Below are 26,467 nucleotides of genomic sequence, written 5' to 3'. Positions count from 1 at the left end.
ATGGGGAAGCGCCATGGCATCGCGGGGGCCGCCGGATGGAGTCCGAGTTCCGAGGATCCGCAGTTTCGTGGGGGAATCTGCCGGACAGGGCCGAAGGCTGGGTGCGGAAGTAGGTACGTGCGCGAACCGCGGAACGAACTCGTGACATTCGGGCCGGCCGAGGTCGCAAACCAGCAAGGCCCCCGACCGGTGAATCACCGGTCGGGGGCCTTCGTCAACTGTGCCCTCGGCAGGAATCGAACCTGCGGCCTTCTGCTCCGGAGGCAGACGCTCTATCCCCTGAGCTACGAGGGCGGGGATTGGACCCGGTCGACATCGGTTTGCACGTCGTCCGATCGGGCGGAGAAAGCGTATCGCATCACACCGCGTGTACCAAAAGGCCGCTCCGAGCAGGGATGCAGCGGGTCCGAACGAGCGTGCACGCCGCGACGAATCGGGGAAAGGCCCCCACACGGTGGAGTTCGAACGGTCGGGTCGGTGAGAACGCAATGTCCGACCGGTGGCGCTGCTAGCCGGTGGGCATCGGTTCGCCGGGCATGGGTACGCCGGGCATACCGGGGATGCCGGGAATTCCCGGAATGCCGCCGGGAAGTTCGCCGTCCATCTGGCCGGTGGGGGACTGATCGGACTTGTCCTTGTCGGCGTGGTGGCGCGATTTCGGGATCAGATAGACCGCCAGCACGACGACGAGCGCCACGATCACCAGCACCGCGCCGATCAGCCACCAGGGGATGCGGGACCGGGGATCGTCGCCGTTGACCGCCCCGCCGGGGGCGGATTTGGCGGCGGCGCGGATCGCCTTCGCGGATTTGGCGCTGGTGTTCGGCATCGGCGTTTGCGCTCTCTTCGTCGTATCGGAAGGTATCGCGGGGGTTCGCGAGGTTTCGCCCGGATGCCGGGGGTGCCGTGGCGGGTCCCCGCTGGTAGCGCGCACCCGCTCGGACCATAGGATGGACACTCGTGACTCCAGCTGACCTTGCAGATCTCCTTCGCGCGACCGCGGCGAAGGTGCTCGTCGAACGTGGATCCGACCCTTCGGTCCTGCCCGACGAGGTCAAAGTGGAGCGCCCCCGTAATCCGGAACACGGAGACTATGCCACGAATGTGGCCATGCAGGTGGGCAAGAAGGCGGGAATGAATCCGCGCGAGCTGGCCGGTCTGCTGGCCGAAGCGCTGGCCGCCACCGAGGGAATCGAATCGGCCGATGTGGCGGGTCCGGGCTTTCTCAACATCCGGCTCGCCGCGGCGGCACAGGGCGCGATCGTCGAGGAGATCCTGGCGGCGGGCACGGACTACGGCACCACGCGGTCGCTCGCCGGGACGAAGATCAATCTGGAATTCGTCTCCGCCAACCCCACCGGCCCGGTCCATCTCGGTGGTACCCGCTGGGCATCGGTCGGTGACGCGCTGGGGCGCATCCTGGCCGCACAGGGCGCCGACGTCACCCGCGAGTACTACTTCAACGATCACGGCGCCCAGATCGACCGGTTCGCCGAATCGCTGGTGGCCGCTGCGACCGGTGCGCCGACTCCCGAGAACGGTTATGCCGGTGCGTATATCGGTGAGATCGCCGAGCAGATCACCACCGCGCACCCCGATGCGGCGAACCTGCCGGCCGAACAGCGCCACGAACTGTTCCGGCACGAGGGCGTCGAGCTGATGTTCGCCCACATCAAGCAGACGCTGCACGATTTCGGCACCGACTTCGACGTCTACTTCAACGAGAGTTCGCTGTTCGAATCCGGTGCCGTCGAGAAGGCGCTGGAACAGCTCAAGGCCTCGGGCAATCTGTACGAGAAGGATGGCGCCTGGTGGATCGCGAGTACCGAATACGGTGACGACAAGGACCGCGTCGTCATCAAGAGCGACGGCAAATCCGCCTACATCGGTGGCGATATCGCGTACTTCCAGAACAAGCGCGCCCGCGGCTTCGATCTGTGCATCTACATGCTCGGCGCCGACCACCACGGCTACATCGGCCGGCTCAAGGCCGCCGCGGCCGCCTTCGGCGACGATCCGGACACCGTCGAGGTGCTGATCGGCCAGATGGTGAATCTGGTGCGCGACGGGGTTGCGGTGCGGATGAGCAAGCGCGCCGGCACCGTGGTGACCCTCGACGATCTGGTCGAGGCGATCGGCGTCGACGCTTCCAGGTACGTGCTGGTGCGCAGCTCGGTCAACTCCGGTATCGATATCGACCTGGATCTGTGGACCAAGCAGAGCAGCGAGAATCCGGTCTATTACGTGCAGTACGCGCACGCCCGCACCTGCGCGGTGGCGCGCAATGCCACGGAGTTCGGATTCGCCGGTGTCGCACCGGATCTGAGCCTTCTCGTCGCCGACGAGGAAGGTGAGCTCATCCGTACCCTCGGCGAGTTCCCCGCCGTCGTCGCCAGTGCCGCGACCCTGCGCGAGCCGCATCGTGTCGCCCGGTATCTGGAGGAACTGGCGGGCGCCTACCACCGCTTCCAGACCAACAAGACCCTGCGGATCCTGCCGCAGAACGACGACCCGGTGCAGCCGGTCAACGCCGCTCGCCTGCAACTGGTCGACGCCACCCGCCAGGTGCTGTCCAACGGCCTCGCCCTGCTGGGCGTTTCCGCACCGGAGCGCATGTGAACGCCGGGAACGGCCGCCGCCGTTCCGGTGATCGTGCGAGGAAGGAATTACTGTGAGTGCGCATCCGGCCGGTCCGCGGCACGCCGAGATCCCCCATGCTCCGAATCTCCCGGAGCGGCCTGCCGACCCCCGCGAGATGATCGATCTGCCCGAGAAGGTGTGGCCGCGCAACGCGTCCCGAGACGCCGACGGACAGGTACGGCTGGCCGGAGTGCCGGTCACCGCCCTCGCGGCCGAATTCGGCACGCCGCTGTTCGTCGTGGACGAGGACGACTTCCGCTCCCGGTGCCGCGACATGGTCCGCGCGTTCGGGCCCGGCGCACGAGTTCACTACGCCTCCAAGGCTTTTCTCTGCGGCGAGATCGCGCGCTGGGTGCGTGACGAGGGGCTGCATCTGGATGTGTGTTCCGGCGGTGAACTGGCTGTCGCGCTGAACGGCGGGTTTCCGGCCGAGCGAATCGCGTTGCACGGCAACAACAAATCGGTGGGGGAGCTGGAGTTCGCGGTGACCGCGGGCGTCGGGCACATCGTGGTCGACTCGCTGATCGAGATCGAGCGCCTGGAAGAGGTCGCCGCACTCGCCGGGGTGGTCCAGGACGTCCTGGTTCGAGTCACCGTAGGCGTGGAAGCCCATACCCACGAATACATTTCGACCGCACACGAGGATCAGAAGTTCGGCTTCTCGATCGCCGGGGGCGATGCGATGGAGGCGCTGGCGCGGGTGTTCGAGGCGCGTAATCTGCGCCTGGTCGGCCTGCACAGCCACATCGGCTCGCAGATCTTCGACATCGACGGTTTCGAGATCTCCGCGCGGCGCATGCTGCGGTTGCTGCACGAGGCGATCGAGAAGTTCGGCGTCGAGCGCACCGAACAGATCGCGATTCTGGATCTCGGTGGCGGACTCGGTATTTCATACCTGCCGAGCGACGATCCGCCGCCGCTGGACGAGTTCGCGGGCAAGGTTCGCGACCTGGTCGAGGCCGAGGCCACGCAGATCGGACTGCGCACCCCGACCATCGCCGTCGAACCGGGCCGCGCGATCGCCGGTCCGGGCACGGTCACGCTCTACGAGGTGGGCACGACCAAGGACGTCACCCTCGATGCCGGTGCGCAGCGCCGTTACGTCAGCGTCGACGGTGGCATGAGTGACAACATCCGGCCCGCGCTGTATCAGGCCGACTACGACTGCCGGTTGGTCTCTCGCTCCAGCGAGGCCGCCCCGGTCGTGGCGCGTGTGGTCGGAAAGCATTGCGAGAGTGGCGATATCGTCATCCGCGATACCTGGATGCCGGCCGATGTCGGCCCCGGGGATCTGGTTGCGGTCGCGGCCACCGGCGCGTACTGCTATTCGATGGCCAGCCGCTACAACATGCTCACTCGTCCGGCTGTCGTCGCGGTTCGCGACGGCCGGGCCCGGCTGGTGTTGCGCCGGGAGACGGTGGCGGATCTGATGAGCCTGGAAGCGACGGAGGTGCAATCATGACCGAGGCGGCCAACCAGGTCCGCGGCGGTTTCGGCGTCGAACATCCCATCGGCGTGGCGGTGCTCGGCATGGGCAACGTCGGTACCGAGGTGGTGCGGATTCTGCGCGAGCACAGCGATGACCTGCGCTCGCGGGTGGGCGCGCCGGTCGTGCTGCGCGGTGTGGCGGTACGCCGCCTCGACGTCGACCGCGGCATCCCGGCCGAACTGCTCACCACCGATGCCGAGGCGCTGGTCGCCCGCGACGACGTCGATCTCGTCGTCGAGGTGATGGGCGGTATCGATCCCGCGCGCAAGCTGATCCTGGCCGCGCTCACCGGCGGCAAATCGGTGGTGACCGCGAACAAGGCGCTGCTGGCCGACTACACCGGCGAGCTGGCGGCGGCGGCCGAGGGCAGTCGCGCCGATCTGTACTTCGAGGCCGCGGTCGCCGGTGCCATCCCCGTGGTGCGCCCGCTGATCCAGTCGATGTCCGGCGACCGGGTGAACCGGGTGGTCGGAATCGTCAACGGCACAACGAATTTCATTCTCTCGGCGATGGACGAGACCGGCGCCGACTACAGCGGCACGCTGGCGGAGGCGACCCGGCTCGGGTACGCCGAGGCCGATCCGACCGCCGATGTCGAGGGGTACGACGCCGCCGCCAAGGCCGCGATCCTGGCCTCGCTGGCCTTCCACACCCGCGTCACCGCCGCCGATGTCTACCGCGAGGGCATCTCGAAGATCACCTCCGAGGATCTCGAAACCGCCGATGCCGTCGGCTGCACCGTGAAACTGCTGGCCATCTGCGAGCGGATGCCCGGCAGCGAGCGGCTGTCGATGGACGGTTCGCCGGTCGACGCCCCCGAAGGCACCGCACGTCCCGACGGCAAGGACCGGGTTTCGGTGCGGGTCTATCCGGCGCTGATTCCGCGCAAGCATCCGCTCTCCTCGGTCGACGGCGCGTTCAACGCGGTGGTGGTCGAGGCCGAGAACGCGGGCCGGTTGATGTTCTACGGCCAGGGCGCAGGCGGTGCGCCGACGGCCTCGGCTGTCATGGGCGATCTGGTGATGGCGGCCCGGAACAAGTTCTACGGTGGCCGCGCACCGGGCGAATCGGTCTATGCTGAGCTGCCGATCGCTCCGATCGGTGACATCCCGACCCGCTATCACGTGAATCTGCAGGTTGCCGACCGCACCGGGGTTCTGCAGGCGGTGTCCGGCAAATTCGCCGAACACGGTGTCAGCATCTCGACGGTCCGCCAGGAGGGATACGACGAGGGCGCCCGACTTGTCGTGGTCACCCACCACGCACCGGAGTCGGCGCTGGCCGATACCGTGTCAGCACTTGCCGAATTGGATTCCGTCACGTCCGTGACCAGCGTCTTGAGATTGGAAGGCACCGAGGAATGAGTCAGACAGGAGCGCTGCCGTCGGCCGTGCACACGCCCTGGCCGGGACTGATCGCCGCGTACCGGGATCGGCTCGCGGTCGGCGCCGATTGGGAGCCGGTCACGTTGTTCGAGGGCGGCACCCCGCTGGTGCCCGCGCATCACCTGTCGGAGCTCACCGGCTGTGAGGTGTATCTCAAGGTCGAGGGCCTGAACCCGACCGGATCGTTCAAGGATCGCGGCATGACCATGGCGATGACCGATGCCAAGGCTCGTGGCCAGAAGGCGGTGCTGTGCGCCTCCACCGGCAACACCTCGGCATCGGCGGCCGCCTATGCCACCCGCGCCGGTATGCACTGCGCCGTGCTGATCCCGCAGGGCAAGATCGCGATGGGCAAACTGGCCCAGGCGGTCATGCTCGGCGCCAAGATCATCCAGGTCGAGGGCAATTTCGACGACTGCCTCGAACTGGCGCGCAAGGTCACCTCCGATTTTCCGGAGGTCGGCCTGGTGAACTCGGTCAATCCGGCCCGCATCGAGGGCCAGAAGACCGCGGCCTTCGAGATCTGCGATGTGCTGGGCAAGGCGCCCGATGTGCACGCGCTGCCGGTGGGTAACGCGGGCAACATCACCGCGTACTGGCGGGGCTACAGCGAGTATCACGCCGACGGTCTCACCTCGAGCCGTCCGCGCATGCTGGGCGTGCAGGCCGCCGGGGCCGCGCCGCTGGTCAATGGCGCACCTGTGAAAGACCCCGAAACCATCGCGACCGCCATCCGCATCGGCGCACCGGCGTCCTGGAACAGCGCGGTGGCCGCGAAGGAGGAGTCCGGCGGCGCCTTCCGCGCCGCCACCGACGACGAGATCTTGGCCGCGTACCGCCTGGTGGCGGGCACCGAGGGTGTGTTCGTGGAGCCCGCATCGGCCGCCAGCGTCGCGGGTCTGCTGGCCGCGCGCGCCGAGGGCTGGCTCGAGCCCGGTCTCACCGTCGTGTGCACCGTGACCGGTAACGGCCTCAAGGACCCCGACACCGCGCTGCTGGGGATGCCGCAGGTACAGGCGATCTCGGTGGACCCGGTGGCGGTGGCGCGCGAGCTCGAGTTGGCCTGAGTTGAGCTCGCGCGAAGGTCAGTTGATGACGCGGACGCTCCCGGCCGGTATCACCGTCACCGCGCGGGTACCGGCCTCGAGCGCCAACCTCGGCCCCGGTTTCGACTCACTCGGTATCGCTTTGGGGCTGTACGACGAGATCGTCGTGCGCACCACCGATTCGGGGCTTACCATTCGAGTGGAAGGTGAGGGCGCCGACGACGTTCCTTGGGGCCCTTCGCATCTCGTGGTTCGCGCGATCGAACGGGGGCTGGAGGCGGCCGGAGTCTGGGCCGATGGCCTGGACGTGTTGTGCCGCAATGTGATTCCGCATTCGAGAGGTTTGGGTTCGTCGGCCTCGGCCGTGGTCGGCGGGCTGGCGGCCGCGCGCGGCCTGGCCGCGAAATTCGACCCGGCGCTCACCGGTTCGGATGCCGAATTGGTGCAACTGGCTTCGGAATTCGAGGGTCATCCCGACAACGCGGCGGCCAGCGTGCTCGGCGGAATCGTGGTGTCGTGGACCGAGTCCGATCGGGCCGCCGAGGTCGACGCGAGTATGTCCGTCGAGCACCACCAGCGGCTTTACCGCGCGGTGCGGCTGGATCCGCATCCGAGCCTGCGTGCCACGGTGCTGATCCCGGAGGAGCGCTCCTCGACCGCGCACACCCGCGGCCTGCTGCCGGAGATGGTGCCGCATCACGATGCCGCCTTCAATGCCAGCCGGTCGGCCCTGGCCGTGGTCGCGCTCACCGATCGTCCCGATCTGCTGCTGCCGGCCACCCAGGATCGGTTGCATCAGAGCTATCGATCCTCGGCGCTGCCGCTGACCACCACCTGGATCGCTCGTCTGCGCACGGCGGGTCTTGCCGCGACGGTGTCGGGCGCGGGCCCGACCATCCTTGCGCTGGGCACCGAAGAATTTCCGGATGACCTGCGGAAACTGGCAACCGACGACGGCCTGCGCGTGGTCGAACCGGATATTTCCGCAGGCGTACGCGTGGATTGACGGCGTGGCTGCCTTGCTGACCTGATCAGACAGAGCTATCCTGAGCGAGTCCGTACATCGTGCGCGTCAGACGCCGGTGCTTCATCAGGGCAATCGCTCCAGCAGGCTCCTTGCTCAGGCTCGGTGGCTCGGGGGCTCGAATCACTCGGGACTTCGACCTCGATTCGGGGGACAGCGACTGGAATGATCAATCCCATTCAATGAACCGGTGGCCGTGACCAGGTGGTTGTTCCATCGGTCCGGCGGGGCAGGCGATACGGCATCCGAGCTCGGCACGGTGATCGGGCTTCGGGACGAACCCTCGAATATGCACACGGCAATCGAGGGAAGGAAAGGATCTCCGTGACAGATACGGACCTGCTCGCGACACCCGGGGTGGACACCACAGCTGATCCCTCGGCCGGCCGCGAAAGTGACTCCGGACAGATTTCGAAGATGAGCGAACATACCGACGTCGCACGATCGGGGCTGACTGGAATGTTGTTGCCGCAGTTGCGTGCGCTTGCCGGAGAGCTCGGTATCCGAGGCACATCCGGAATGCGTAAGGGCGATCTCATCGCCGCCATCAAGGAAAACCAGGCCTCCGCCGGCAAGCCCGCGCGCGGTGGCCGAGGCGATGCGAAATCCGCCGATGCCGGCGCGGCTCCCGCGTCGAATGCCGACGTAGCGACCGAGTCCGGTGCGCCGTCGAAGAACGAGACCTCCAAGACCGCCGAGACGGGCGGTAAGGATCGCGCCAAGAACCGCAACGGTGCCGCGCGCGGGCAGCAGCAGACGCTCGACGGTGTCGCCGATTCCGCGTCGGCCGAGGCCGCCCCTGCGAAGACGGAGGCGCCCGCGAAGGCGGACAATGCGGAATCCGCTGCGCGCCCGGCCGATTCGGGTGACGACTCCGGCCGGGACGGTGGCCAGCGTGGCCGTGGCCGGCAGCGTCGTGGTCGCGATCAGCGTGGCGAGGGCGGTGACAACCGCGGTGAGCGCGGTGACAACCGTGGCGAGCGCGCCGAGACCAAGGGCGAGTCGAAGAACGAGAACGCCGGCGACACCAAGTCGGATCAGGATTCGGGCGAGCGCCGCCGCGACCGTAACCAGGCCGGTGGTCAGAACCAGTCCGGCCAGAACGGTTCCGCACGTGGCGGTGACCGCGGTGGTGACGACGAGGAAGGCGGGCGCGGTCGCCGCGGACGCCGGTTCCGGGAGCGTCGTCGTGGTGGTCGCGATCGCGACGGTGGCGAGAGCCGCGATGTCGAGCTGCGCGATGACGATGTCCTGCAGCCGGTCGCGGGCATCCTCGATGTCCTCGACAACTACGCGTTCGTGCGGACCTCGGGCTACCTGGCCGGTTCGAACGACGTGTATGTGTCGATGAACCTGGTCCGTAAGAACGGCCTGCGCCGCGGTGACGCGATCACCGGTGCGGTCCGCGCGCCGCGTGAGGGTGACCAGAGCAATCAGCGCCAGAAGTTCGATCCGCTGGTGCGGCTGGACACGGTCAACGGCTCGGATATCGAATCCTCCAAGCGCCGCCCGGAATTCAACAAGCTGACTCCGCTGTATCCGAACCAGCGGCTGCGGCTCGAGACCGCGCAGAACAAGCTGACCACCCGTGTGATCGATCTGATCATGCCGATCGGTAAGGGACAGCGTGCCCTGATCGTGTCGCCGCCGAAGGCCGGTAAGACCACGATCCTGCAGGACATCGCGAACGCGATCGCCACCAACAACCCGGAGTGCTACCTGATGGTGGTGCTGGTGGACGAACGTCCCGAAGAGGTCACCGATATGCAGCGCTCGGTGCGCGGCGAGGTGATCGCCTCCACGTTCGACCGTCCGCCGGGCGATCACACCTCGGTCGCCGAGCTCGCCATCGAGCGTGCCAAGCGCCTGGTCGAGATGGGTCAGGACGTCGTGGTTCTGCTCGACTCGATCACCCGTCTGGGTCGTGCGTACAACAACTCCTCGCCGGCCTCTGGTCGCATCCTGTCCGGTGGTGTGGACTCCACCGCGCTGTACCCGCCCAAGCGGTTCCTCGGCGCGGCCCGCAACATCGAGAACGGTGGCTCGCTGACCATCATCGCGACCGCGATGGTGGAGACCGGTTCCACCGGTGACACGGTCATCTTCGAGGAGTTCAAGGGCACCGGTAACGCGGAGCTCAAGCTCGATCGCAAGATCGCCGAGCGGCGCGTGTTCCCGGCCGTCGACATCAACCCCTCCAGCACCCGCCACGACGAGCTGCTCATGTCGCCCGACGAGATGGCGGTCATTCACAAGCTGCGCAGGGTGTTGTCGGGTCTGGATTCGCAGCAGGCGATCGATCTGCTCATCGACCGTCTGAAGAAGTCGAAGAGCAACGTCGAATTCTTGATGACGGTCTCGAAGACCGCACCGGGTGCACTGGACGAGTAAAGGCAGTACCACCGCAATACCGCCTCGCCTTGCGAGAACTTCCTGTGCGGCCCCGCTTCGGCGGGGCCGCGCAGGTGTCTGACGGGTGTCGCCGGGTCCGGCCGTCGCCCTTCGACCCGGACCGTGGCGGACGTGGTGAGTAGAGCAGCATTCCCACGACGGCGCCACCCGCGATCAAGCCGATCAGGATCAGGGCGGTGGCCCCGGTGATCGAGCCGGTGTAGACCGAGGTCGCGGCGAAGTCGTAGGCCGGCGCGTCGGCGGGTGGTGGCGTGGGTGCCGGAGCGGGCCGCGCCGATGCGGTGATCCAGCCGGCCGCCACCATCATGGCCAAGACCGCCAAGACGGCGCCGGCGTAGATCTCCTTCGCGTGCGTACCCCCCGGCAGCACGCGCCTGCGGTGCGATTCCGGCGCATCTCGCGCCGGTGCTCTGGACCTGGTCACCCCCCGTACGACCTGGAAAATCACTGCTGTACCTCGCGTCGTCGGTTCGTTCGGCATGGGCCTGTACTCCTGAAACGAATCTACGAACAAAGGTGTTCACATTCCCGAGTAGGTCACTACTCGTTTTCCGCGTCGCTCGAGGGCCGAAAAGCTGCGTGCCGTGACTTCCTGGGGCCTGGATTTCGAGGGCGACCATGGCGCGAGGCGGGAGGGAACAATTCCCGTGCGGGGTGCGTTGTGCGTGCGTATCGGCGGTTCTGGCATACTGGATCGCCGGTGCGTCTGCGATCGGCAGACCATCCCGCCTAGTCGGTTCCGGTTCACGTCCATCGAGGTCGCACAGCAGATGCTGTGGGCCGGGCGACCCGGGGCCATGCAGAGAGGACACCCATGAAGGCAGGAATTCACCCGGCATACGTGCCGACCACCGTTGTCTGCGGTTGCGGCAACACCTTCCAGACTCACAGCACCAAGGAGTCGGGCCACATCACCGTCGAGGTCTGCTCGCAGTGCCACCCGTTCTACACGGGCAAGCAGAAGATCCTCGACACCGGCGGCCGCGTCGCCCGCTTCGAGGCCCGCTACGGCAAGCGCGCCAAGAAGGCCGAGGCCGCGCAGTCCGAGAGTTCGGAAGCCAAGTAGCTACCCCGCCAACGCCCGTCCTGCCTCCGCAGGCCGGGCGTTGGTGTGTTTCTGGTGTCCGATACTCCGAGCAGGAGGCATAACCGCCATGGCCGACAAGATCACGGCCCCATCCGCCATCGACGACATCCTGGCCGAACACGCCGGCCTGGAGACGCAGCTGTCCGATCCGGCGCTGCACAACGACCCGGCCGAGGCCCGGCGCGTCGGTAAGCGGTTCGCCGAATTGGCGCCGGTCATGTCGACATACTCCAAGCTCACGACGGCCCGCGACGATCTGGCCGCCGCCCGTGAACTCGCGGCCGACGATGCGTCCTTCGCTGCCGAGGTGCCCGGCCTCGAACAGCAGGTGGAGGAGCTCGAGAAGATCCTCACCGACCTGCTCGCACCGCGCGATCCGCACGATTCCGACGATGTCGTCCTCGAGGTGAAGTCGGGTGAGGGCGGTGAGGAGTCGGCACTGTTCGCCGCCGACCTGGCGCGCATGTACGTCCGCTACGCCGAACGGCACGGATGGAAGGTCGAGATTCTCGACACCAACGTCTCCGACCTGGGCGGATACAAAGAGGCGACCCTGTCGATCAAGAGCCGCGAGCCCAGTCGCGACGGTGTCTGGTCGAGGTTCAAATTCGAGGGCGGGGTACATCGCGTGCAGCGGGTGCCGGTCACCGAATCCCAGGGCCGTATCCACACCTCCGCGGCCGGCGTCCTGATCTATCCGGAACCGGACGAGGTCGAACAGGTGCAGATCGACGAATCCGATCTGCGCATCGACGTCTATCGGTCCTCCGGTAAGGGTGGTCAGGGTGTGAACACCACCGACTCGGCCGTCCGTATCACTCATCTGCCGACCGGCATCGTCGTGACCTGCCAGAACGAGCGTTCACAGCTACAGAACAAGCTGCGTGCCATGCAGGTGCTGTCCGCGCGGCTGCAAGCGCTCGCCGAGGAACAGGCCGATGCCGACGCCGCCGCCGGTCGTGCGTCGCAGATCCGCACGGTCGACCGCTCCGAGCGCATCCGCACCTACAACTTCCCGGAGAACCGCATCACCGATCACCGCATCGGTTTCAAGGCGCACAACCTCGATTCGGTTCTCGACGGCGAACTCGACGCTCTGCTCGACGCGCTCGGCGAGGCGGATCGCGCCGCCCGTCTGGCCGCGGAGTAGGAAGCGAGGCCCGCGGATGGGCACCAACACAGCAGAGGCGGGGCAGCACCGGGTCGCGTTGCGCCCCGCGATCATCGAGGCCGCGCGCGATCTGGCCGCGGCCGGTGTGCCCAGCCCGCAGATCGATGCCGAGTATCTGGCCGCGCACATCCTCGAGGTGGAGCGCTCGCGACTGGCGCTGATTCCGATGGTGACCCCGCAACAGCTCGATCGGTTCCACCGGCTGGTGGCCCGTCGCGCACAGCGGGTGCCGCTGCAGCATCTGACCGGCCTCGCGTCCATGGGGGAGGTGGATCTGGAGGTCGGTCCGGGGGTTTTCGTTCCACGCCCGGAGACCGAGCTGATCTTCGCGTGGGCGCTGGCTCGGCTCGAAGCCGCCGGACACGAGCATCCGCCGATCGCGGTCGATCTGTGCACGGGATCGGGTGCGCTCGCGCTGGCGATCGCCAATGCCCGTCCGGACGCCCAGGTGCACGCGGTCGAAATCGACCCCGCCGCACGGCACTGGGCGCAACGCAACGCCGATCGGCAAGCGGCGCAGGGGGATACGCCGATCTCGGTGCACGCCGGAGATGTCACCGACTCCGGGGTGCTGGCCGCGCTGAACGGCCGGGCCGACGTGGTCGTCGCGAATCCGCCCTACATACCGGCCGATACCCGGCTGGATCCCGAAGTGGCCGAACATGATCCGCATCTGGCGCTGTTCGGCGGCCCGGACGGGCTGTCGGTGATCGCGCCGATGATCGACACCATCGCCCGCTTGCTGCGCCCCGCGGGTGTCGCCGCCGTCGAACATGACGATTCCCACGGTCCGCAGGTTGCCGCGCTGTTCGAGCGACAGGGTGGGTTCACCGACATCGTCGAACATCCCGATCTGGCCGGGCGGCCGCGCTTCGTCGCGGCGCGGCGGCGAGACCGATAGGCGCTCATCCGCGGACATCGGATCGTGGCGTCGGAAGGCATCGATCGCACGGGCCGTCCGGCACGCTCATCCGGCAGGGTGTGGTCCGATCGAACCCGAGAATCGCCAGTGTGCCCACTGGTTGCTGTCCGTGCCGTCGATGGTTGCTTTCCAGGGACAACGGGGGCAACAGAATGTGCCCGATGGTTTCTGGCGCCCGATACCTGCCACGCGACCGTCGATTCGATCCGTGCCGTCGGGCCCGGGCCCGACGCCGGACAACGTGCCACGAGACACATTCAATAGACTCACCGCCGTGAGTACCGTCTACGACTGCTCCGATCCCGATTCTCGTGCCGCTGGGCTGACCGCCGCGCGCACGACCCTGAAATCCGGACGGCTGGCCGTCATTCCCACCGATACGGTCTACGGAATCGCCGCGGACGCGTTCGATTCCGCGGCCGTGGCCGCCCTGCTCGCGGCCAAGCGGCGCGGGCGCGACATGCCGGTTCCGGTGCTGGTGGGTTCGTGGAACACCATCGACGGACTCGTGTTCTCCGTGCAACCACAGGCGCGTGACCTGATCCGTGCCTTCTGGCCCGGCGGCCTGAGTCTGGTCGTGCAGCAGGCGCCGTCGCTGGCGTGGGATCTCGGCGACGCCCGCGGCACGGTGATGTTGCGCATGCCGCTGCACCCGATCGCGCTGGAACTGCTGCGCGAGGTGGGGCCCATGGCGGTGTCGAGCGCGAACGTGTCGGGGCAGCCGCCCGCGGCGACGGTGGCCGAGGCCCGTGCCCAGCTGGGGGAGCAGGTGGGCGTGTATCTGGACGGCGGGCAGGCCGAACACGGCGTGCCCTCCACGATCGTGGACCTGACCGGTGATCGGCCGCGGGTGCTGCGGGCCGGTGCGGTGACCACCGATCGGGTGGCCGAGGTTCTCGGCATGTCACCGGACGAACTCGCTCCCGAGACCACCCGCTGACGGCCTGGTAGATGGTATTCAGTCAGGGCGCCGTCGTCCCGCTGCGCGAACTCCTTCTGGTCCTGCTGGTGTCCGCGGTGGTGACCATGCTGTCCACCGGTGGAATCCGGCTGCTGGCCATCGGATTCGGTGCCATCGCGGTGCCGCGCGATCGCGATGTCCACCTCGAGCCGATTCCGCGGATGGGCGGGGTCGGCATCTATCTGGGCGTCCTGGCCGCGGCGCTGTTCGCTCATCAACTGCCCGCCCTGCGCCGTGGCTTCGACTACCCACGCGATATTCCGGCGGTCCTGGTGGCCGGAACCCTGATCGTGCTGGTCGGCATCGTCGACGACCGCTGGGGGCTGGACGCGCTCACCAAATTCGTCGGCCAGATCACCGCTGCCGGAGTCATGGCGGTCATGGGACTGAGCTGGGTGGCCATCTACAACCCGTTCAGCAACACCACCGTGGTGCTCGATCAATTGCAGGGCGGCGTGGTGACGGTGGCCATCACGGTCACCATGATCAACGCGATGAATTTCGTCGACGGCCTCGACGGCCTGGCCGCCGGTCTGGGCCTGATCGCCGCGGCCGCCGTCTTCGTATTCACCGTGGGGTTGCTCTACCAGCAGGGCGGGGCCACCGACGGCTATCCGCCGGCCCTGCTCGCGGCCGCGCTGGCCGGTGGGTGTCTGGGATTTCTGCCACACAATTTCAATCCGGCCCGAATATTCATGGGCGATTCCGGATCGATGTTGATCGGTTTGTTGCTCGCCGCGGTATCCACCGGTGCCTCCGGTCGAATTCCGCTCACCGGATACGGGCCGCACGACATCGTGGGTCTGTTGTCACCGCTGTTGCTCGTGGGAGCGGTGATGTTCATTCCGGTCCTGGATCTGGTACTGGCAATCGTCCGTCGTGTGCGGGCGGGCGTGAGTTTCTCCACACCGGACAAAATGCATCTGCACCACCGTTTGTTGCAGATCGGGCATTCTCATCGCCGCGTGGTCTTGTTGATCTATCTATGGGTCGGCGTCCTCGCATTCGCGGCGGTCGGTACGTCGTTGATGGACCGGCGGGTGGTTGTTCTGCTGTTCGCGGCTGGTTTGTTATTCGCTCTCGTTGTGACGGCGGTCCCATCTCTGCGGTCCCTTCCCGGGCTCCGCAGCGTCGCAGGTAAGGACCGAGTAAAGTAGCCAACCGTGAGCACGGCACCCGAATTGCACCCCGATGCCCCGCTACGCGCAGCGCTGCGTTACGGCATCGCCGGATTGTGCGTCCTGGTCCTGGTTTCGGTCGTCGTCGGCTCGATAGTCGCGGGCTGGGCCGGTTTCTGGGGGGCGTTGATCGGCTCGGCCATCGGTGGATTCTTCATTCTGACCACCGCCGCCCTCGTCCTCTTCAGTGCGAAATTGGAGTCCGGTATTCAGGGCATGGTGATGCTGGCGAGCTGGATCGGCAAACTTCTGGTCGTGATGGTCGTCGTGGCGATCTTGCACCGGTTCGATTTCTACAGCCCCGGCACGCTGTTCCTGACCGTCGTCGGTGCGTTGCTGATTGTTCTCGGGGCGGAGACGTACGGACTTCTGCGCCAACGAGTTCCGGTGATCGATCCGCCGGCGGGGTCCGCGGATCAAGATCGTTCGAACGTTTGAGCCGACCCCCTACACGTTGTCGTAGATAGCTTGGTAAACTCTTTACCGTAAGCAACCGATCCGCAGGGGCGATCGCATCGTTACCGGTGGTAGAGGTTATGCTTGCTGCCGTGCCGGACCTTCGGTGAGAAGTGCCGGCCCTGCACCGTCGACGATGTCGCCGACGTACAGACGCCACGGCGGGTCTTCCCGCGCAGCTGCTGACGAACTTCGAGCCGACCTGAGTCGACCACCTGATCGTCAATGTCCGATCGAACCGTGGGATGGAACGTGTCCCACGGCCGAACACGGGAGAGAATGCTGAGCGTCACCACTCTGGCGGGCGAGTTCCACGCGCCTTCGCTACAAGACTTCTTCCCTGATGCACTGCTGTTCGGGGGGACACCTTTCGAGATCGACCGGTTGATGATGGTTCGCCTCATCATGGCGGCGGTGCTGATTGCGGTCATGTTGCTCGCCTTCCGCAGCCCTCGCCTCGTTCCTCGCGGTCTGCAGAACATCGCGGAAATCGGCCTGTTGTTCGTTCGTGAGCAGATCTGCGATGAAGTGCTCGGCAAGAAGACCGGCCGCAGGTTTTTCCCGCTGATCGCCACGATCTTCTTCACAGTGCTGTTCCTGAACTTCTCCAGCGTCATACCGCTGTTGAACATTTCCTCGAACGCACGTGTCGGAATGCCGATCGTGCTGGCGGCCATCGCTTACATCACGTTCAACTACGTGGGTATCCGGAAGTACGGCTTCTGGAAATACATGCGCTCGTCGGTCGTCGTCCCGAATGTGCCGGTTGCGCTACATGTGCTGCTGATCCCGATCGAGTTCGTCTCGACCTTCATCCTGCGCCCGTTCACGCTGACCGTCCGACTCATGGCCAACATGCTGTCCGGTCACATCATGCTGGTGCTGTTCTTCAGCGCCACCCAGTTCTTCCTCTTCGACGCCGCTTCGTGGATGAAGGTCTTCTCGCCGTTCTCCTTGCTCGCGGGATTCGGATTCACCCTGTTCGAGCTTCTGGTGATCTTCCTGCAGGCCTACGTGTTCGCGCTGTTGACCGCTGTGTACATCAGCCTCGCCGAGCACGCCGACTCGCACTGACCGCACAACCGCACAAAAACTGCCCCGCACGCCGCCTGGCGGGTGGGCAACAGAAAGGGAAAGAAATCTCATGAGCCTCTCCTACGTGGCCGCCGAACTCGCCCAGACCTCGGATCGTGTCAAGGGCTACGGCGCTATCGGTTACGGTCTGGCCGCCATCGGCCCGGGTGTCGGCGTCGGCATCGTCGTCGGTAAGGCGATCGAGGGCATCGCCCGTCAGCCCGAGCTGCAGGGCACCATCCGGACCAACATGTTCCTGGGTATCGCGTTCACCGAGGCCCTGGCTCTGATCGGTCTCGTCGCCGGCTTCATCTTCTGATTCCGATGAACAGCATGTATTTGCTCGCCGAGAATGCAGAGGACAAGAACCCTCTCATTCCGGAGCCATACGACATCGTCTGGTCGTTGGTGTGCGTTGTCGTCATCGGGGTCCTGTTCTACAAGTACGTGGTTCCTCGGTTGACCAAGGTGCTCGACGAGCGCTCGGAGAAGATCGAAGGCGGCATGGCCAAGGCCGAGGTCGCTCAGGCCGAGGCTCAGGAGACCCTGCAGCAGTACCAGCAGCAGCTGGCGGAGGCCCGGCTCGAGGCGGCACGCATCCGTGAGGAAGCGCGCACCCAGGGCCAGCAGATCCTCGCTCAGCTGCGGTCGGAGGCGCAGGCCGAGGCAGATCGCATCGTGACCGCGGGGCACGCCCAGCTGGACGCGCAGCGTCAGCAGATCGTGACCGAGCTCCGGTCCGAGCTCGGCCGTACCGCGGTCGACCTGGCCGAAAAGATCATCGGACAGTCCGTGGCGGACGAAGCCAAGCAGGCGGCGTCCATCGATCGGTTCCTGACCGAGCTGGATCAGACGGCCAGTATCGGGGTCGGAAGGTAACCTGCGCCTGAGAGGTCTTGTCCGGTGATGCAAGTCACCGGCACGACCACACCGGGCCCCGGAATTCAACACAGTGAAAGTGGGAAGCATGTACGCAGCGAGCCGCGAGGCGAGTTCCCGTGCGCGGGAGGCTCTTTCGGCCGCACTCACCGGGAGTGACTCCGTCGCCGCCACGACGGGCTCCGAACTGTTCGCCGTAGTCGCCGTGCTCGACGACCAGCGTTCGCTGCGTGTGGCGCTCGCGGATAAGTCGGTGGCGAGTTCGGTGCGCGCCGATCTGGCCGAGCGTGTGTTCGGCGGCAAGATCAGCGCGGCCACCCAGGCCGTGCTGACCACTGCCGTCGCGCAGAACTGGTCCCGTACCCGGGATCTGGTCGACACGCTGGTGCTGCTCGGGCAGGAGGCGCTGTTGCGGTCCGCGGCCGACCGCGGACGCATCGACGCCGTCGAGGACGAACTCTTCCGGCTGGGTCGCACCGTCGAGGACAACCCGGATCTGGAGCAGGCGCTCACCGACCGCGGCAAGCCGGCACAGGCCAAGCGGGATCTACTGGCGCGGCTGCTCACCGGCAAGGTCGAAGACGTCACCATGCAGCTGGCCGAGCAGGCGGTCGGTCGCTCGCACGGTGATGTCGGCGTCGCCTTCGACCAGCTGTCCGATCTGGCGGCGTCGCTGCGCAAGCAGATCGTCGCGCACGTTCGTTCGGCGACGGCCCTCACGCCGCAGCAGCGGGATCAACTCGCCGCATCGCTGCAGCGCATCTACGACAAGCCGGTCACCATCCACGTGCAGGTCGACCCGGCCCTGCTGGCCGGCGTCGTCGTGCACATCGGCGACGACGTCATCGACGGCAGCGCCGTCGGCCGACTGCAGCGTTTGCGCCAAGCCCTGGCGTAGGCCGGACCCAGCCGAATCGGCCCGGCACCCACCCCGACATTCCAGACCACAGCGAGAGCAGGAAGAACCATGGCGGAGCTGACGATCTCCCCCGATGAGATCCGTAGCGCGATCGAGAGCTACACCCAGAGCTACACCCCCGAGACCTCCATCGAGGAGATCGGTACGGTCACCGACACCAGTGACGGCATCGCGCACGTCAGTGGCCTGCCGTCGGCGATGACCAACGAGATCCTCGAATTCCCCGGCGGTGTGCTGGGCGTCGCGCTGAACCTCGACCCGGACGAGATCGGTGCGGTCATCCTGGGCGAGTTCGACGGCATCGAAGAGGGCCAGCAGGTCCGCCGCACCGGTGACGTGCTCTCGGTGCCGGTCGGCGACAAGTTCCTCGGCCGCGTCATCGACCCGCTCGGCAAGCCGATCGACGGCCTGGGCGACATCGAGTCCGATGAGCGCCGCGTGCTGGAGCTGCAGGCCGCGACCGTGCTGGAGCGCCAGCCGGTCGAGGAGCCGATGGCCACCGGCATCACCGCCATCGACGCGCTGACCGCCATCGGCCGTGGCCAGCGTCAGCTGGTCATCGGCGACCGCAAGACCGGTAAGACCGCGGTCTGCATCGACGCCATCCTGAACCAGAAGGCCAACTGGGAGTCCGGCGATCCGACCAAGCAGATGCGCTGCATCTACGTCGCGATCGGCCAGAAGGGCTCCACCATCGCCGGTGTGAAGTCCGCGCTCGAGGCGCACGGCGCGATGGAATACACCACGATTGTTGCCGCGCCCGCATCCGACTCCGCCGGTTTCAAGTGGCTCGCGCCCTACACCGGTTCCGCGCTCGGCCAGCACTGGATGTACCAGGGCAAGCACGTCCTGATCGTGTTCGACGACCTGTCCAAGCAGGCCGAGGCCTACCGCGCCATCTCGCTGCTGCTGCGCCGCCCGCCGGGCCGCGAGGCGTACCCCGGTGACGTCTTCTACCTGCACTCCCGTCTGCTGGAGCGTTGTGCGAAGCTGTCCGACGCGATGGGCGCGGGTTCGATGACGGGTCTGCCGATCATCGAGACCAAGGCCAACGACATCTCGGCCTTCATCCCGACCAACGTCATCTCCATCACCGACGGTCAGGTCTTCCTCGAGTCCGACCTGTTCAACAAGGGTGTGCGACCGGCCATCAACGTCGGTACCTCCGTCTCCCGTGTCGGTGGCGCCGCCCAGACCAAGGCGATGAAGGCAGTCGCCGGTTCGCTGCGTCTGGAGCTGGCCTCCTACCGTGAGCTCGAGGCGTTCTCCGCCTTCGCCTCCGACCTGGACGCGGCCTCCCTGGCACAGCTCGAGCGCGGTGCGCGCTGGGTGGAGCTGCTCAAGCAGGACCAGTACTCGCCGGTCGCCGTCGAGAACCAGATCGTGTCGATCTACCTGGTCGACGCCGGTTACTTCGACTCGGTTCCGGTCGCCGACGTGCGGCGCTTCAACACCGAGCTGCTCGAGCACCTGCACAACAAGGCGCAGGGTTCCTTCGATGCCCTCCAGGGTGGTTCGAAGAAGCTCGAAGGTGAGCCCGCCGATGCCCTCAAGGCCGAGACCGAGCGTTTCAAGCAGGGCTTCCTGGCTTCGGACGGCAGTCGTGTGGTGAACGAGGCCGACGCCGGCGAGCTGGATCACGAAGAGGTCGAGTCGCTGTCGGTCACCCGCAAGCACGTCGAGAAGTAAGCCGGGTCCGACGATGCGTACCGATCCGACGCGCGGCATGCGCGATGGGTGCGAAGGAGGCAGCGTGGGTGACCACGTAGCGCCCCGCGCCATGCCGCAATCAGATACCGAAGGGAGTGTGAACCGCTGATGGCAAACTTGCGTGAATTGCGCTCCCGTATTCGTGGCGTGAGCTCGATCAAGAAGATCACCAAGGCCCAGGAACTGATCGCGACCTCGCGAATCAGCAAGGCCCAGGCCCGGGTTGCTGCCGCGAAGCCTTATGCGGAAGAGATCACGAAGGTGCTCGGCGAACTGGCCGGCGCGTCCTCGAATCTCAACCATCCGCTGCTCACCGAGCGGCCATCCGCGCGCCGTGCCGCCATCCTGGTCATCACCAGTGACAGCGGTATGTGTGGTGGCTACAACTCCAATGTGCTCAAGCGCGCCGAAGAGCTGATGACGACGCTGCGCTCCGAGGGCAAGGAGCCGGTGCTGTATGTGATGGGCAACAAGGGCCTGACCTACTACACGTTCCGCCGCCGTTCGGTGTCCGGATCGTGGACCGGTTTCTCGCAGCAGCCGCACTACACCGACGCCTCGTCCGCGTGCCGGCACCTGGTGGATGTGTTCATGGCGGGTTCGGACAGTGAGGTCGCCGCACCGAACGGAGCGGGCACGATCGAGGGTGTGGACGAGATCCACATCGTCTACACGCGCTTCGTGTCGATGCTCTCGCAGGTTCCCGAGGTACGCCGGCTGGCTCCGATCCAGGTGAGTTTCGTCGACGAGAACTTCGAACTCGGCGAGGACATGCTGACCGACTCGCCCGATGCGACCATCACGTCGCTGTACGAGTTCGAACCGGATGCGGACAAGCTGCTCGGCGCCTTGCTGCCGAAGTACATCAACACCCGCATCTACTCGTCGTTGCTCGAGGCCGCGGCCTCGGAGTCGGCCGCGCGCCGCACCGCAATGAAGGCCGCCACCGACAACGCCACCGATCTGGTCAACAACCTGACCCGTCAGGCGAACTCGATCCGGCAGGCCAACATCACGCAGGAAATCAGTGAAATTGTCGGCGGTGCGAACGCGCTGGCGAGCTCGGATCGCGACTAGACCACGCGCCCACCGCGGTATGAGCGACGGGCCCGAAGGAGGAAGCTTGCGTAACCACGTAGGGCCCCGCGAATGCCGCAATCAACTCGGAGAGAAAAGATGACCGCAGCTGTCACACAAGAAAACACGAGCCGGGCGGGCGCTGGCACAGGCCGCGTCGTCCGGGTCGCCGGCCCCGTCGTCGACGTCGAGTTCCCGCGCGGCGCGATCCCGGAGCTGTTCAACGCTCTGCACGCCGACATCACCCTGCCGTCGGTGGCCAAGACCCTGACCCTCGAGGTCGCGCAGCACCTGGGCGACAACATCGTCCGCACCATTTCGATGCAGCCGACCGACGGCCTGGTTCGCGGCGTTCCGGTGTCCGACACCGGTAAGCCGATCTCGGTCCCCGTCGGTGACATCACCAAGGGCCACGTCTTCAACGCCCTCGGCGACTGCCTCGACACCCCCGGCCTGGGCCGCGACGGCGAGCAGTGGGGCATCCACCGCCAGCCGCCGGCTTTCGACCAGCTCGAGGGCAAGACCGAGATCCTGGAAACGGGCATCAAGGTCATCGACCTGCTGACCCCGTACGTCAAGGGCGGCAAGATCGGTCTGTTCGGTGGTGCCGGTGTCGGCAAGACCGTTCTGATCCAGGAGATGATCACCCGTATCGCGCGTGAGTTCTCCGGCACGTCGGTGTTCGCCGGCGTCGGTGAGCGCACCCGTGAGGGCACCGACCTCCACCTGGAAATGGAAGAGATGGGCGTCCTTCAGGACACCGCCCTCGTCTTCGGCCAGATGGACGAGCCGCCGGGCACCCGTATGCGTGTGGCGCTGTCCGCGCTGACCATGGCGGAGTACTTCCGCGATGTGCAGGGCCAGGACGTGCTGCTGTTCATCGACAACATCTTCCGTTTCACCCAGGCCGGTTCCGAGGTCTCGACCCTGCTGGGTCGTATGCCTTCGGCCGTCGGTTACCAGCCGACCCTGGCGGACGAGATGGGTCAGCTGCAGGAGCGCATCACCTCGACCCGTGGTCGTTCGATCACCTCGATGCAGGCGATCTACGTTCCCGCCGACGACTACACCGACCCGGCGCCGGCGACCACCTTCGCCCACCTGGATGCGACCACCGAGCTTTCCCGCCCGATTTCGCAGAAGGGTATCTACCCGGCCGTCGACCCGCTGACCTCGACCTCTCGTATCCTCGAGGCCTCGATCGTCGGCGAGCGACACTTCGCGGTGGCCAACGAGGTCAAGCGCATCCTGCAGAAGTACAAGGAACTGCAGGACATCATCGCCATCCTCGGTATGGACGAGCTCTCCGAAGAGGACAAGGTCCTCGTCGGCCGCGCCCGTCGTCTGGAGAAGTTCCTCGGCCAGAACTTCATCGTGGCCGAGAAGTTCACCGGCCAGCCGGGTTCGGTCGTGCCGCTGGAGCAGACCATCGACGACTTCGAGCGGGTCTGCAAGGGCGAGTTCGACCACCTGCCAGAGCAGGCGTTCAACTCCTGCGGTGGCCTGGACGACGTCGAGGCGGCCGCGAAGAAGATCGCCGGGAAGTAGTCACCATGGCAGACATGTCAGTTGATCTGGTCGCCATCGAACGGCGGCTGTGGTCGGGCCAGGCGAGTTTCGTCAGCGCCCAGACCACGGAAGGTCAGATCGGTATTCTGCACGGTCACGAGCCCGTCCTCGGCCAGCTGGTCGAGGGTGGCATCGTGACCATCGAGAGCGCCGAAGGTGAGCGGATCGTCGCCGCCGTGCACGGTGGGTTCTTCTCCTGCACGGGTGCGGCCGTCCGGATTCTCGCCGAGTCGGCCGAATTCGCGGGCGATGTCGACATCGATGCCGCACGTGCGGTGCTGGCCGATCCGAATGCCTCCGAACAGGAGCAGAATGCGGCGACCGCGCGGGTGCGCGCGGTCGAGGCGGCGAATTCCTGATTCGCTGCCGCGAACAATCACGACGTGTGGCGGTCCGGGTATCCCCGGGCCGCCACACGGTCGTTCAGGGCGGCGGACGGCCTTCTCGCCCGCTGTGCTGAAGCCCGGTGTCACCGGTCTCCGAGGACATTCGACACCGGTTCTGAATGTCGTTGCGCCACTGTGCTTCCCATCACCTTCCTCCGAATTGCCGAATCGGCCGATATTCTCGTTTGTGGAACGGATGTACCGGCTGTGTGCCATCTCGCCCCGGTTTGTAGACTCGCAGCCGGAGCGGCCTTGTACGGGGATGGCACGGCGCTGGCGACGGCACAGGGGCGAATCGAAGGGACGGGCCTGGATTGCGGACCGGGATGGTGCTTCTGATCATTCTGGTGCTGCTGCTGGTCGGCGTGGCGCTGGTATCGCTGTATCGCTTGATCATGTTGCGCCGGGGCGGCACCGCGGCAATTCTGCGCGTACTTCCGGCCGATGGTGGCCAGGGTTGGCGGCACGGTCTGATTCGATACGGCGAATCCCGCCTGGTCTTCTACAAACTCACCAGTCTGAAGCTGGGGCCGGACTCGACCATCCGGCGACTGGGCATCGAGGTGGTCGATCGGCGTTCCCCGGTGGGGGACGAGTACGACATCATGACCGACGACATCGTCGTGATCGCGGTCTCCGACGGTGACGGCAGCTACGAATTGGCACTGGACCGCCCCGCCCTGACGGCGTTCCTGTCCTGGGTCGAATCGCGGCCCTCCGAACGTATCCGGCGCCGACCGGGACGTTGACCGAAAAATAGGTGATCACCAGCTATGAGTGTGCATCTGACGAAGATCTATACCCGCACCGGCGACGACGGAACCACCGGTCTGAGTGACTTCTCCCGGGTGTCGAAGACCGATGCGCGTCTGGTTGCCTACGCCGATTGCGACGAGACCAACGCCGCACTGGGTGTCGCCCTCGCGCTGGGCGACCCGGAGCCGCGCATCGCCGAGGTGTTGCGCCGGGTGCAGAACGATCTGTTCGATGCCGGCGCCGATCTGTCCACGCCGGTGGTGGCGGAACCGAAGTATCCGCCGCTGCGCATCACACAGGACTACATCGATCGGCTCGAGCAGTGGTGTGACGAGTTCAATTCCGAACTGGCGCCGCTGAATTCGTTCATCCTGCCCGGCGGGACCCCCTTGGCCGCGCTGCTGCACACCGCGCGCACGGTGGCGCGCCGTGCGGAACGCTCGGCTTGGGCGGCAGTCGACGAGCATCCCGACGACATCGGCGCCCTGCCGGCGAAGTACCTCAATCGCCTGTCCGATCTGCTGTTCATTCTCGGCCGGGTGGCCAATCCGGACGGTGATGTGCTCTGGCGTCCGGGGGGAGCGGAGACCGGCGGACCTGCCGCGACCGATCAGTCGTCCCGTTAGGCTGGCCCCCGTGAGCGAGCTTGCGAGCGAACAATTGACACAGCGTGCGACACGCACAGCACCGTCGAGCGTCGGCGAGGAGGCGCTGTGAGTGAACGGTTTCTGGTGACCGGCGGCAATCGCCTGGTCGGTGAGGTCTCGGTGGGGGGCGCGAAAAACAGCGTGCTCAAGCTGATGGCCGCCGCCCTGCTGGCTGAAGGTACGACCACCATCACGAACTGCCCGGACATCCTGGATGTCCCGTTGATGGCCGAGGTGTTGCGTGGCCTGGGCTGCGATGTCACCGTCGACGGTTCGGTGGTGACGATCACGACTCCCGCCGAACCGAAGTACCACGCCGATTTTCCCGCCGTGACCCAGTTCCGGGCGTCGGTCTGTGTACTGGGGCCGCTGATGGCGCGTTGCAAACGTGCCGTGGTCGCCCTGCCCGGTGGCGACGCGATCGGCTCCCGTCCGCTGGATATGCACCAGGCCGGTCTGCGGCTGCTCGGTGCGACCAGCGAGATCGAACATGGTTGCCTGGTCGCTCGCGCCGACGAACTGCAGGGCGCCCGTATCCGGCTGGACTTCCCATCGGTCGGCGCCACGGAGAACATCCTGATGGCCGCGGTGCTCGCCGAAGGCGAGACGGTCATCGACAATGCCGCGCGTGAGCCGGAGATCGTGGACCTGTGCACGATGCTCGCCCGTATGGGTGCGCGCATCGACGGCGCCGGCACCTCGGTCCTGACGATCACCGGGGTACGCAAGCTCGCCCCCACCACGCATCAGGTCATCGGCGACCGGATCGTGGCCGCGACCTGGGGCATCGCCGCCGCCATGACGAGGGGCGATGTGCGGGTCACCGGACTGAACCCCAAGCACCTGTCCCTGGTGCTGGACAAGCTGCGTTCCGCCGGGGCGCGAGTGTCGTTCGAACCCAACGGTTTCCGGATCGAGCAGCCCGAGCGGCCGACCGCGGTCAACTTCTCGACCCTGCCGTTTCCCGGATTCCCCACCGACCTGCAGCCGATGGCCATCGGTCTGGCGACCATCGCCGACGGCACGTCGATGATCACCGAGAACATCTTCGAGGCACGTTTCCGTTTCGTCGAAGAGATGATCCGATTGGGCGCCGACGCGCGCACCGACGGCCATCACGCGGTGGTGCGGGGAATTCCGCGACTGTCCAGCGCTCCGGTCTGGTCGTCGGATATCCGCGCCGGCGCCGGGCTGGTGCTCGCGGGTCTGGTCGCCGACGGCGTGACCGAGGTCCACGATGTCTTCCACATCGACCGCGGCTATCCCCAGTTCGTGGAGAATCTGCGATCCCTGGGCGCCATGGTCGAGCGGGTCGGCACCTCGGCGTAGCCGGGAAGACATCCAAACGTCTTCCTGACCAGGCGATTTGACATAGATTCCACCGCCACGTAACTTATTCCAGGTCAGAGCGACACGGACACCGACCCGGAGCCGAGAGGCAAGGGGAAAACGAGGTCGTACGGAGAGCGCCTGACGATCACACTGGCTCAACCGAGACCCTCGATTTGGTTCGAGGCGAATGGCTGAGCTAAGCTGGAAAAGTTGCCTCACCGATCAAGCAGATGACAATCTGGGCGATGGTGTGTGCGTGTGTTCTTTGAGAACTCAATAGTGTGTCGATGAATGTCAGTGCCAAATATTTATTTTGGTTCCGATTCTCGCCCCCCGTGTGAGGGTCG

24 protein-coding genes and 1 tRNA gene are annotated in these 26,467 nt (G+C 66.2%); 23 read left to right on the top strand and 2 right to left on the bottom strand.

What is annotated here, in order from left to right:
* Positions 1–221: 221 nt before the first annotated feature.
* Together AB0L57_RS24825 and AB0L57_RS24820 are read right to left on the bottom strand one after the other, a co-directional pair.
* Positions 222–294, bottom strand: a tRNA-Arg gene (locus AB0L57_RS24825).
* A gap of 214 nt (positions 295–508) precedes the next feature.
* Positions 509–829, bottom strand: coding sequence for a hypothetical protein (locus AB0L57_RS24820; protein ID WP_364966600.1), 321 nt, complete (start codon positions 827–829; stop codon positions 509–511).
* Positions 830–960: 131 nt separating this feature from the next.
* Between AB0L57_RS24820 and argS the strand changes: the two genes are divergently transcribed.
* The 23 genes from argS to murA all read left to right on the top strand — a co-directional run bounded on the left by argS (position 961) and on the right by murA (position 26,117).
* Positions 961–2,619, top strand: a complete 1,659-nt coding sequence (gene argS, locus AB0L57_RS24815; RefSeq protein WP_364966598.1) for an arginine--tRNA ligase — start codon at positions 961–963, stop codon at positions 2,617–2,619.
* Between the two features lie 52 nt (positions 2,620–2,671).
* A complete protein-coding gene (lysA, locus tag AB0L57_RS24810; RefSeq protein ID WP_364966595.1) occupies positions 2,672–4,102 on the top strand; it encodes a diaminopimelate decarboxylase in 1,431 nt (476 codons plus the stop codon).
* Positions 4,099–5,493 (top strand): homoserine dehydrogenase, encoded by a 1,395-nt coding sequence (locus AB0L57_RS24805; RefSeq protein WP_364966592.1) that lies wholly within the window; start codon positions 4,099–4,101, stop codon positions 5,491–5,493. The genes lysA and AB0L57_RS24805 overlap by 4 nt, the downstream gene beginning before the upstream one ends.
* Positions 5,490–6,581, top strand: coding sequence for a threonine synthase (gene thrC, locus AB0L57_RS24800; protein WP_364966589.1), 1,092 nt, complete (start codon positions 5,490–5,492; stop codon positions 6,579–6,581). Before AB0L57_RS24805 ends, thrC begins: the two co-directional genes overlap by 4 nt.
* Positions 6,582–6,606: 25 nt before the next feature.
* Positions 6,607–7,566, top strand: coding sequence for a homoserine kinase (gene thrB / locus AB0L57_RS24795; RefSeq protein WP_364966586.1), 960 nt, complete (start codon positions 6,607–6,609; stop codon positions 7,564–7,566).
* Positions 7,567–7,908: 342 nt separating this feature from the next.
* Positions 7,909–9,975 carry a transcription termination factor Rho gene (rho, locus tag AB0L57_RS24790; RefSeq protein ID WP_364966584.1) on the top strand — a complete coding sequence of 689 codons (2,067 nt, stop codon included), beginning with the start codon at positions 7,909–7,911 and terminating at the stop codon, positions 9,973–9,975.
* A gap of 835 nt (positions 9,976–10,810) precedes the next feature.
* On the top strand, positions 10,811–11,062 hold the full coding sequence (gene rpmE, locus AB0L57_RS24785; RefSeq protein WP_025347573.1) for a 50S ribosomal protein L31: 252 nt from the start codon (positions 10,811–10,813) through the stop codon (positions 11,060–11,062).
* Between the two features lie 88 nt (positions 11,063–11,150).
* The gene (gene prfA / locus AB0L57_RS24780) at positions 11,151–12,233 is read left to right on the top strand and encodes a peptide chain release factor 1 (protein ID WP_364966581.1); all 1,083 of its coding nucleotides are present in this window, start codon (positions 11,151–11,153) and stop codon (positions 12,231–12,233) included.
* Positions 12,234–12,249: 16 nt separating this feature from the next.
* A complete protein-coding gene (gene prmC / locus AB0L57_RS24775; RefSeq protein WP_364966579.1) occupies positions 12,250–13,155 on the top strand; it encodes a peptide chain release factor N(5)-glutamine methyltransferase in 906 nt (301 codons plus the stop codon).
* 295 nt (positions 13,156–13,450) lie between these two features.
* A complete protein-coding gene (locus AB0L57_RS24770; protein ID WP_364966577.1) occupies positions 13,451–14,116 on the top strand; it encodes an L-threonylcarbamoyladenylate synthase in 666 nt (221 codons plus the stop codon).
* 11 nt (positions 14,117–14,127) lie between these two features.
* Positions 14,128–15,294 (top strand): MraY family glycosyltransferase, encoded by a 1,167-nt coding sequence (locus AB0L57_RS24765; protein WP_364966575.1) that lies wholly within the window; start codon positions 14,128–14,130, stop codon positions 15,292–15,294.
* A gap of 6 nt (positions 15,295–15,300) precedes the next feature.
* Positions 15,301–15,753: a hypothetical protein gene (locus tag AB0L57_RS24760; RefSeq protein WP_237755111.1), complete on the top strand. Its 453-nt coding sequence runs from the start codon at positions 15,301–15,303 to the stop codon at positions 15,751–15,753.
* Positions 15,754–16,050: 297 nt separating this feature from the next.
* Positions 16,051–16,845: a F0F1 ATP synthase subunit A gene (gene atpB, locus AB0L57_RS24755; protein WP_364966573.1), complete on the top strand. Its 795-nt coding sequence runs from the start codon at positions 16,051–16,053 to the stop codon at positions 16,843–16,845.
* A 70-nt stretch (positions 16,846–16,915) separates the two neighbouring features.
* Positions 16,916–17,164, top strand: a complete 249-nt coding sequence (locus AB0L57_RS24750; protein ID WP_025347580.1) for an ATP synthase F0 subunit C — start codon at positions 16,916–16,918, stop codon at positions 17,162–17,164.
* Positions 17,165–17,169: 5 nt separating this feature from the next.
* Complete coding sequence (locus tag AB0L57_RS24745) at positions 17,170–17,724, top strand: F0F1 ATP synthase subunit B (protein ID WP_364966570.1); 555 nt, start codon at positions 17,170–17,172, stop codon at positions 17,722–17,724.
* A gap of 88 nt (positions 17,725–17,812) precedes the next feature.
* A complete protein-coding gene (locus AB0L57_RS24740; protein WP_364966568.1) occupies positions 17,813–18,622 on the top strand; it encodes a F0F1 ATP synthase subunit delta in 810 nt (269 codons plus the stop codon).
* 69 nt (positions 18,623–18,691) lie between these two features.
* Positions 18,692–20,332 carry a F0F1 ATP synthase subunit alpha gene (gene atpA / locus AB0L57_RS24735; protein WP_364966566.1) on the top strand — a complete coding sequence of 547 codons (1,641 nt, stop codon included), beginning with the start codon at positions 18,692–18,694 and terminating at the stop codon, positions 20,330–20,332.
* Positions 20,333–20,461: 129 nt separating this feature from the next.
* Entirely contained in the window at positions 20,462–21,430 is a 969-nt protein-coding gene (locus tag AB0L57_RS24730; protein WP_364966563.1) for a F0F1 ATP synthase subunit gamma, read from the top strand.
* Between the two features lie 99 nt (positions 21,431–21,529).
* A complete protein-coding gene (gene atpD, locus AB0L57_RS24725; protein ID WP_364966560.1) occupies positions 21,530–22,978 on the top strand; it encodes a F0F1 ATP synthase subunit beta in 1,449 nt (482 codons plus the stop codon).
* 5 nt (positions 22,979–22,983) lie between these two features.
* The gene (locus AB0L57_RS24720) at positions 22,984–23,358 is read left to right on the top strand and encodes a F0F1 ATP synthase subunit epsilon (RefSeq protein WP_364966559.1); all 375 of its coding nucleotides are present in this window, start codon (positions 22,984–22,986) and stop codon (positions 23,356–23,358) included.
* A 353-nt stretch (positions 23,359–23,711) separates the two neighbouring features.
* Complete coding sequence (locus AB0L57_RS24715) at positions 23,712–24,134, top strand: DUF2550 domain-containing protein (RefSeq protein ID WP_364966556.1); 423 nt, start codon at positions 23,712–23,714, stop codon at positions 24,132–24,134.
* 24 nt (positions 24,135–24,158) lie between these two features.
* A complete protein-coding gene (locus AB0L57_RS24710; protein ID WP_364966554.1) occupies positions 24,159–24,767 on the top strand; it encodes a cob(I)yrinic acid a,c-diamide adenosyltransferase in 609 nt (202 codons plus the stop codon).
* Between the two features lie 87 nt (positions 24,768–24,854).
* Positions 24,855–26,117, top strand: coding sequence for a UDP-N-acetylglucosamine 1-carboxyvinyltransferase (gene murA, locus AB0L57_RS24705; protein ID WP_364966552.1), 1,263 nt, complete (start codon positions 24,855–24,857; stop codon positions 26,115–26,117).
* Positions 26,118–26,467 lie beyond the last annotated feature (350 nt).

Source organism: Nocardia sp. NPDC052254, assembly GCF_040679495.1.
Classification (GTDB): Bacteria; Actinomycetota; Actinomycetes; order Mycobacteriales; family Mycobacteriaceae; genus Nocardia.
This window is presented reverse-complemented; position numbering and strand designations above follow the sequence as displayed.

Excerpts from the sequence above, each read along its gene's own strand:
- AB0L57_RS24820 (WP_364966600.1), bottom strand. The coding sequence starts at position 829 with ATGCCGAACACCAGCGCCAAATCCGCGAAGGCGATCCGCGCCGCCGCC.
- AB0L57_RS24805 (WP_364966592.1), top strand. The coding sequence starts at position 4,099 with ATGACCGAGGCGGCCAACCAGGTCCGCGGCGGTTTCGGCGTCGAACAT.
- thrC (WP_364966589.1), top strand. The coding sequence starts at position 5,490 with ATGAGTCAGACAGGAGCGCTGCCGTCGGCCGTGCACACGCCCTGGCCG.
- thrB (WP_364966586.1), top strand. The coding sequence starts at position 6,607 with ATGACGCGGACGCTCCCGGCCGGTATCACCGTCACCGCGCGGGTACCG.
- rpmE (WP_025347573.1), top strand. The coding sequence starts at position 10,811 with ATGAAGGCAGGAATTCACCCGGCATACGTGCCGACCACCGTTGTCTGC.
- prfA (WP_364966581.1), top strand. The coding sequence starts at position 11,151 with ATGGCCGACAAGATCACGGCCCCATCCGCCATCGACGACATCCTGGCC.
- prmC (WP_364966579.1), top strand. The coding sequence starts at position 12,250 with ATGGGCACCAACACAGCAGAGGCGGGGCAGCACCGGGTCGCGTTGCGC.
- AB0L57_RS24765 (WP_364966575.1), top strand. The coding sequence starts at position 14,128 with ATGGTATTCAGTCAGGGCGCCGTCGTCCCGCTGCGCGAACTCCTTCTG.
- atpB (WP_364966573.1), top strand. The coding sequence starts at position 16,051 with ATGCTGAGCGTCACCACTCTGGCGGGCGAGTTCCACGCGCCTTCGCTA.
- AB0L57_RS24750 (WP_025347580.1), top strand. The coding sequence starts at position 16,916 with ATGAGCCTCTCCTACGTGGCCGCCGAACTCGCCCAGACCTCGGATCGT.
- AB0L57_RS24745 (WP_364966570.1), top strand. The coding sequence starts at position 17,170 with ATGAACAGCATGTATTTGCTCGCCGAGAATGCAGAGGACAAGAACCCT.
- AB0L57_RS24740 (WP_364966568.1), top strand. The coding sequence starts at position 17,813 with ATGTACGCAGCGAGCCGCGAGGCGAGTTCCCGTGCGCGGGAGGCTCTT.
- atpA (WP_364966566.1), top strand. The coding sequence starts at position 18,692 with ATGGCGGAGCTGACGATCTCCCCCGATGAGATCCGTAGCGCGATCGAG.
- AB0L57_RS24730 (WP_364966563.1), top strand. The coding sequence starts at position 20,462 with ATGGCAAACTTGCGTGAATTGCGCTCCCGTATTCGTGGCGTGAGCTCG.
- atpD (WP_364966560.1), top strand. The coding sequence starts at position 21,530 with ATGACCGCAGCTGTCACACAAGAAAACACGAGCCGGGCGGGCGCTGGC.
- AB0L57_RS24720 (WP_364966559.1), top strand. The coding sequence starts at position 22,984 with ATGGCAGACATGTCAGTTGATCTGGTCGCCATCGAACGGCGGCTGTGG.
- AB0L57_RS24715 (WP_364966556.1), top strand. The coding sequence starts at position 23,712 with ATGGTGCTTCTGATCATTCTGGTGCTGCTGCTGGTCGGCGTGGCGCTG.
- AB0L57_RS24710 (WP_364966554.1), top strand. The coding sequence starts at position 24,159 with ATGAGTGTGCATCTGACGAAGATCTATACCCGCACCGGCGACGACGGA.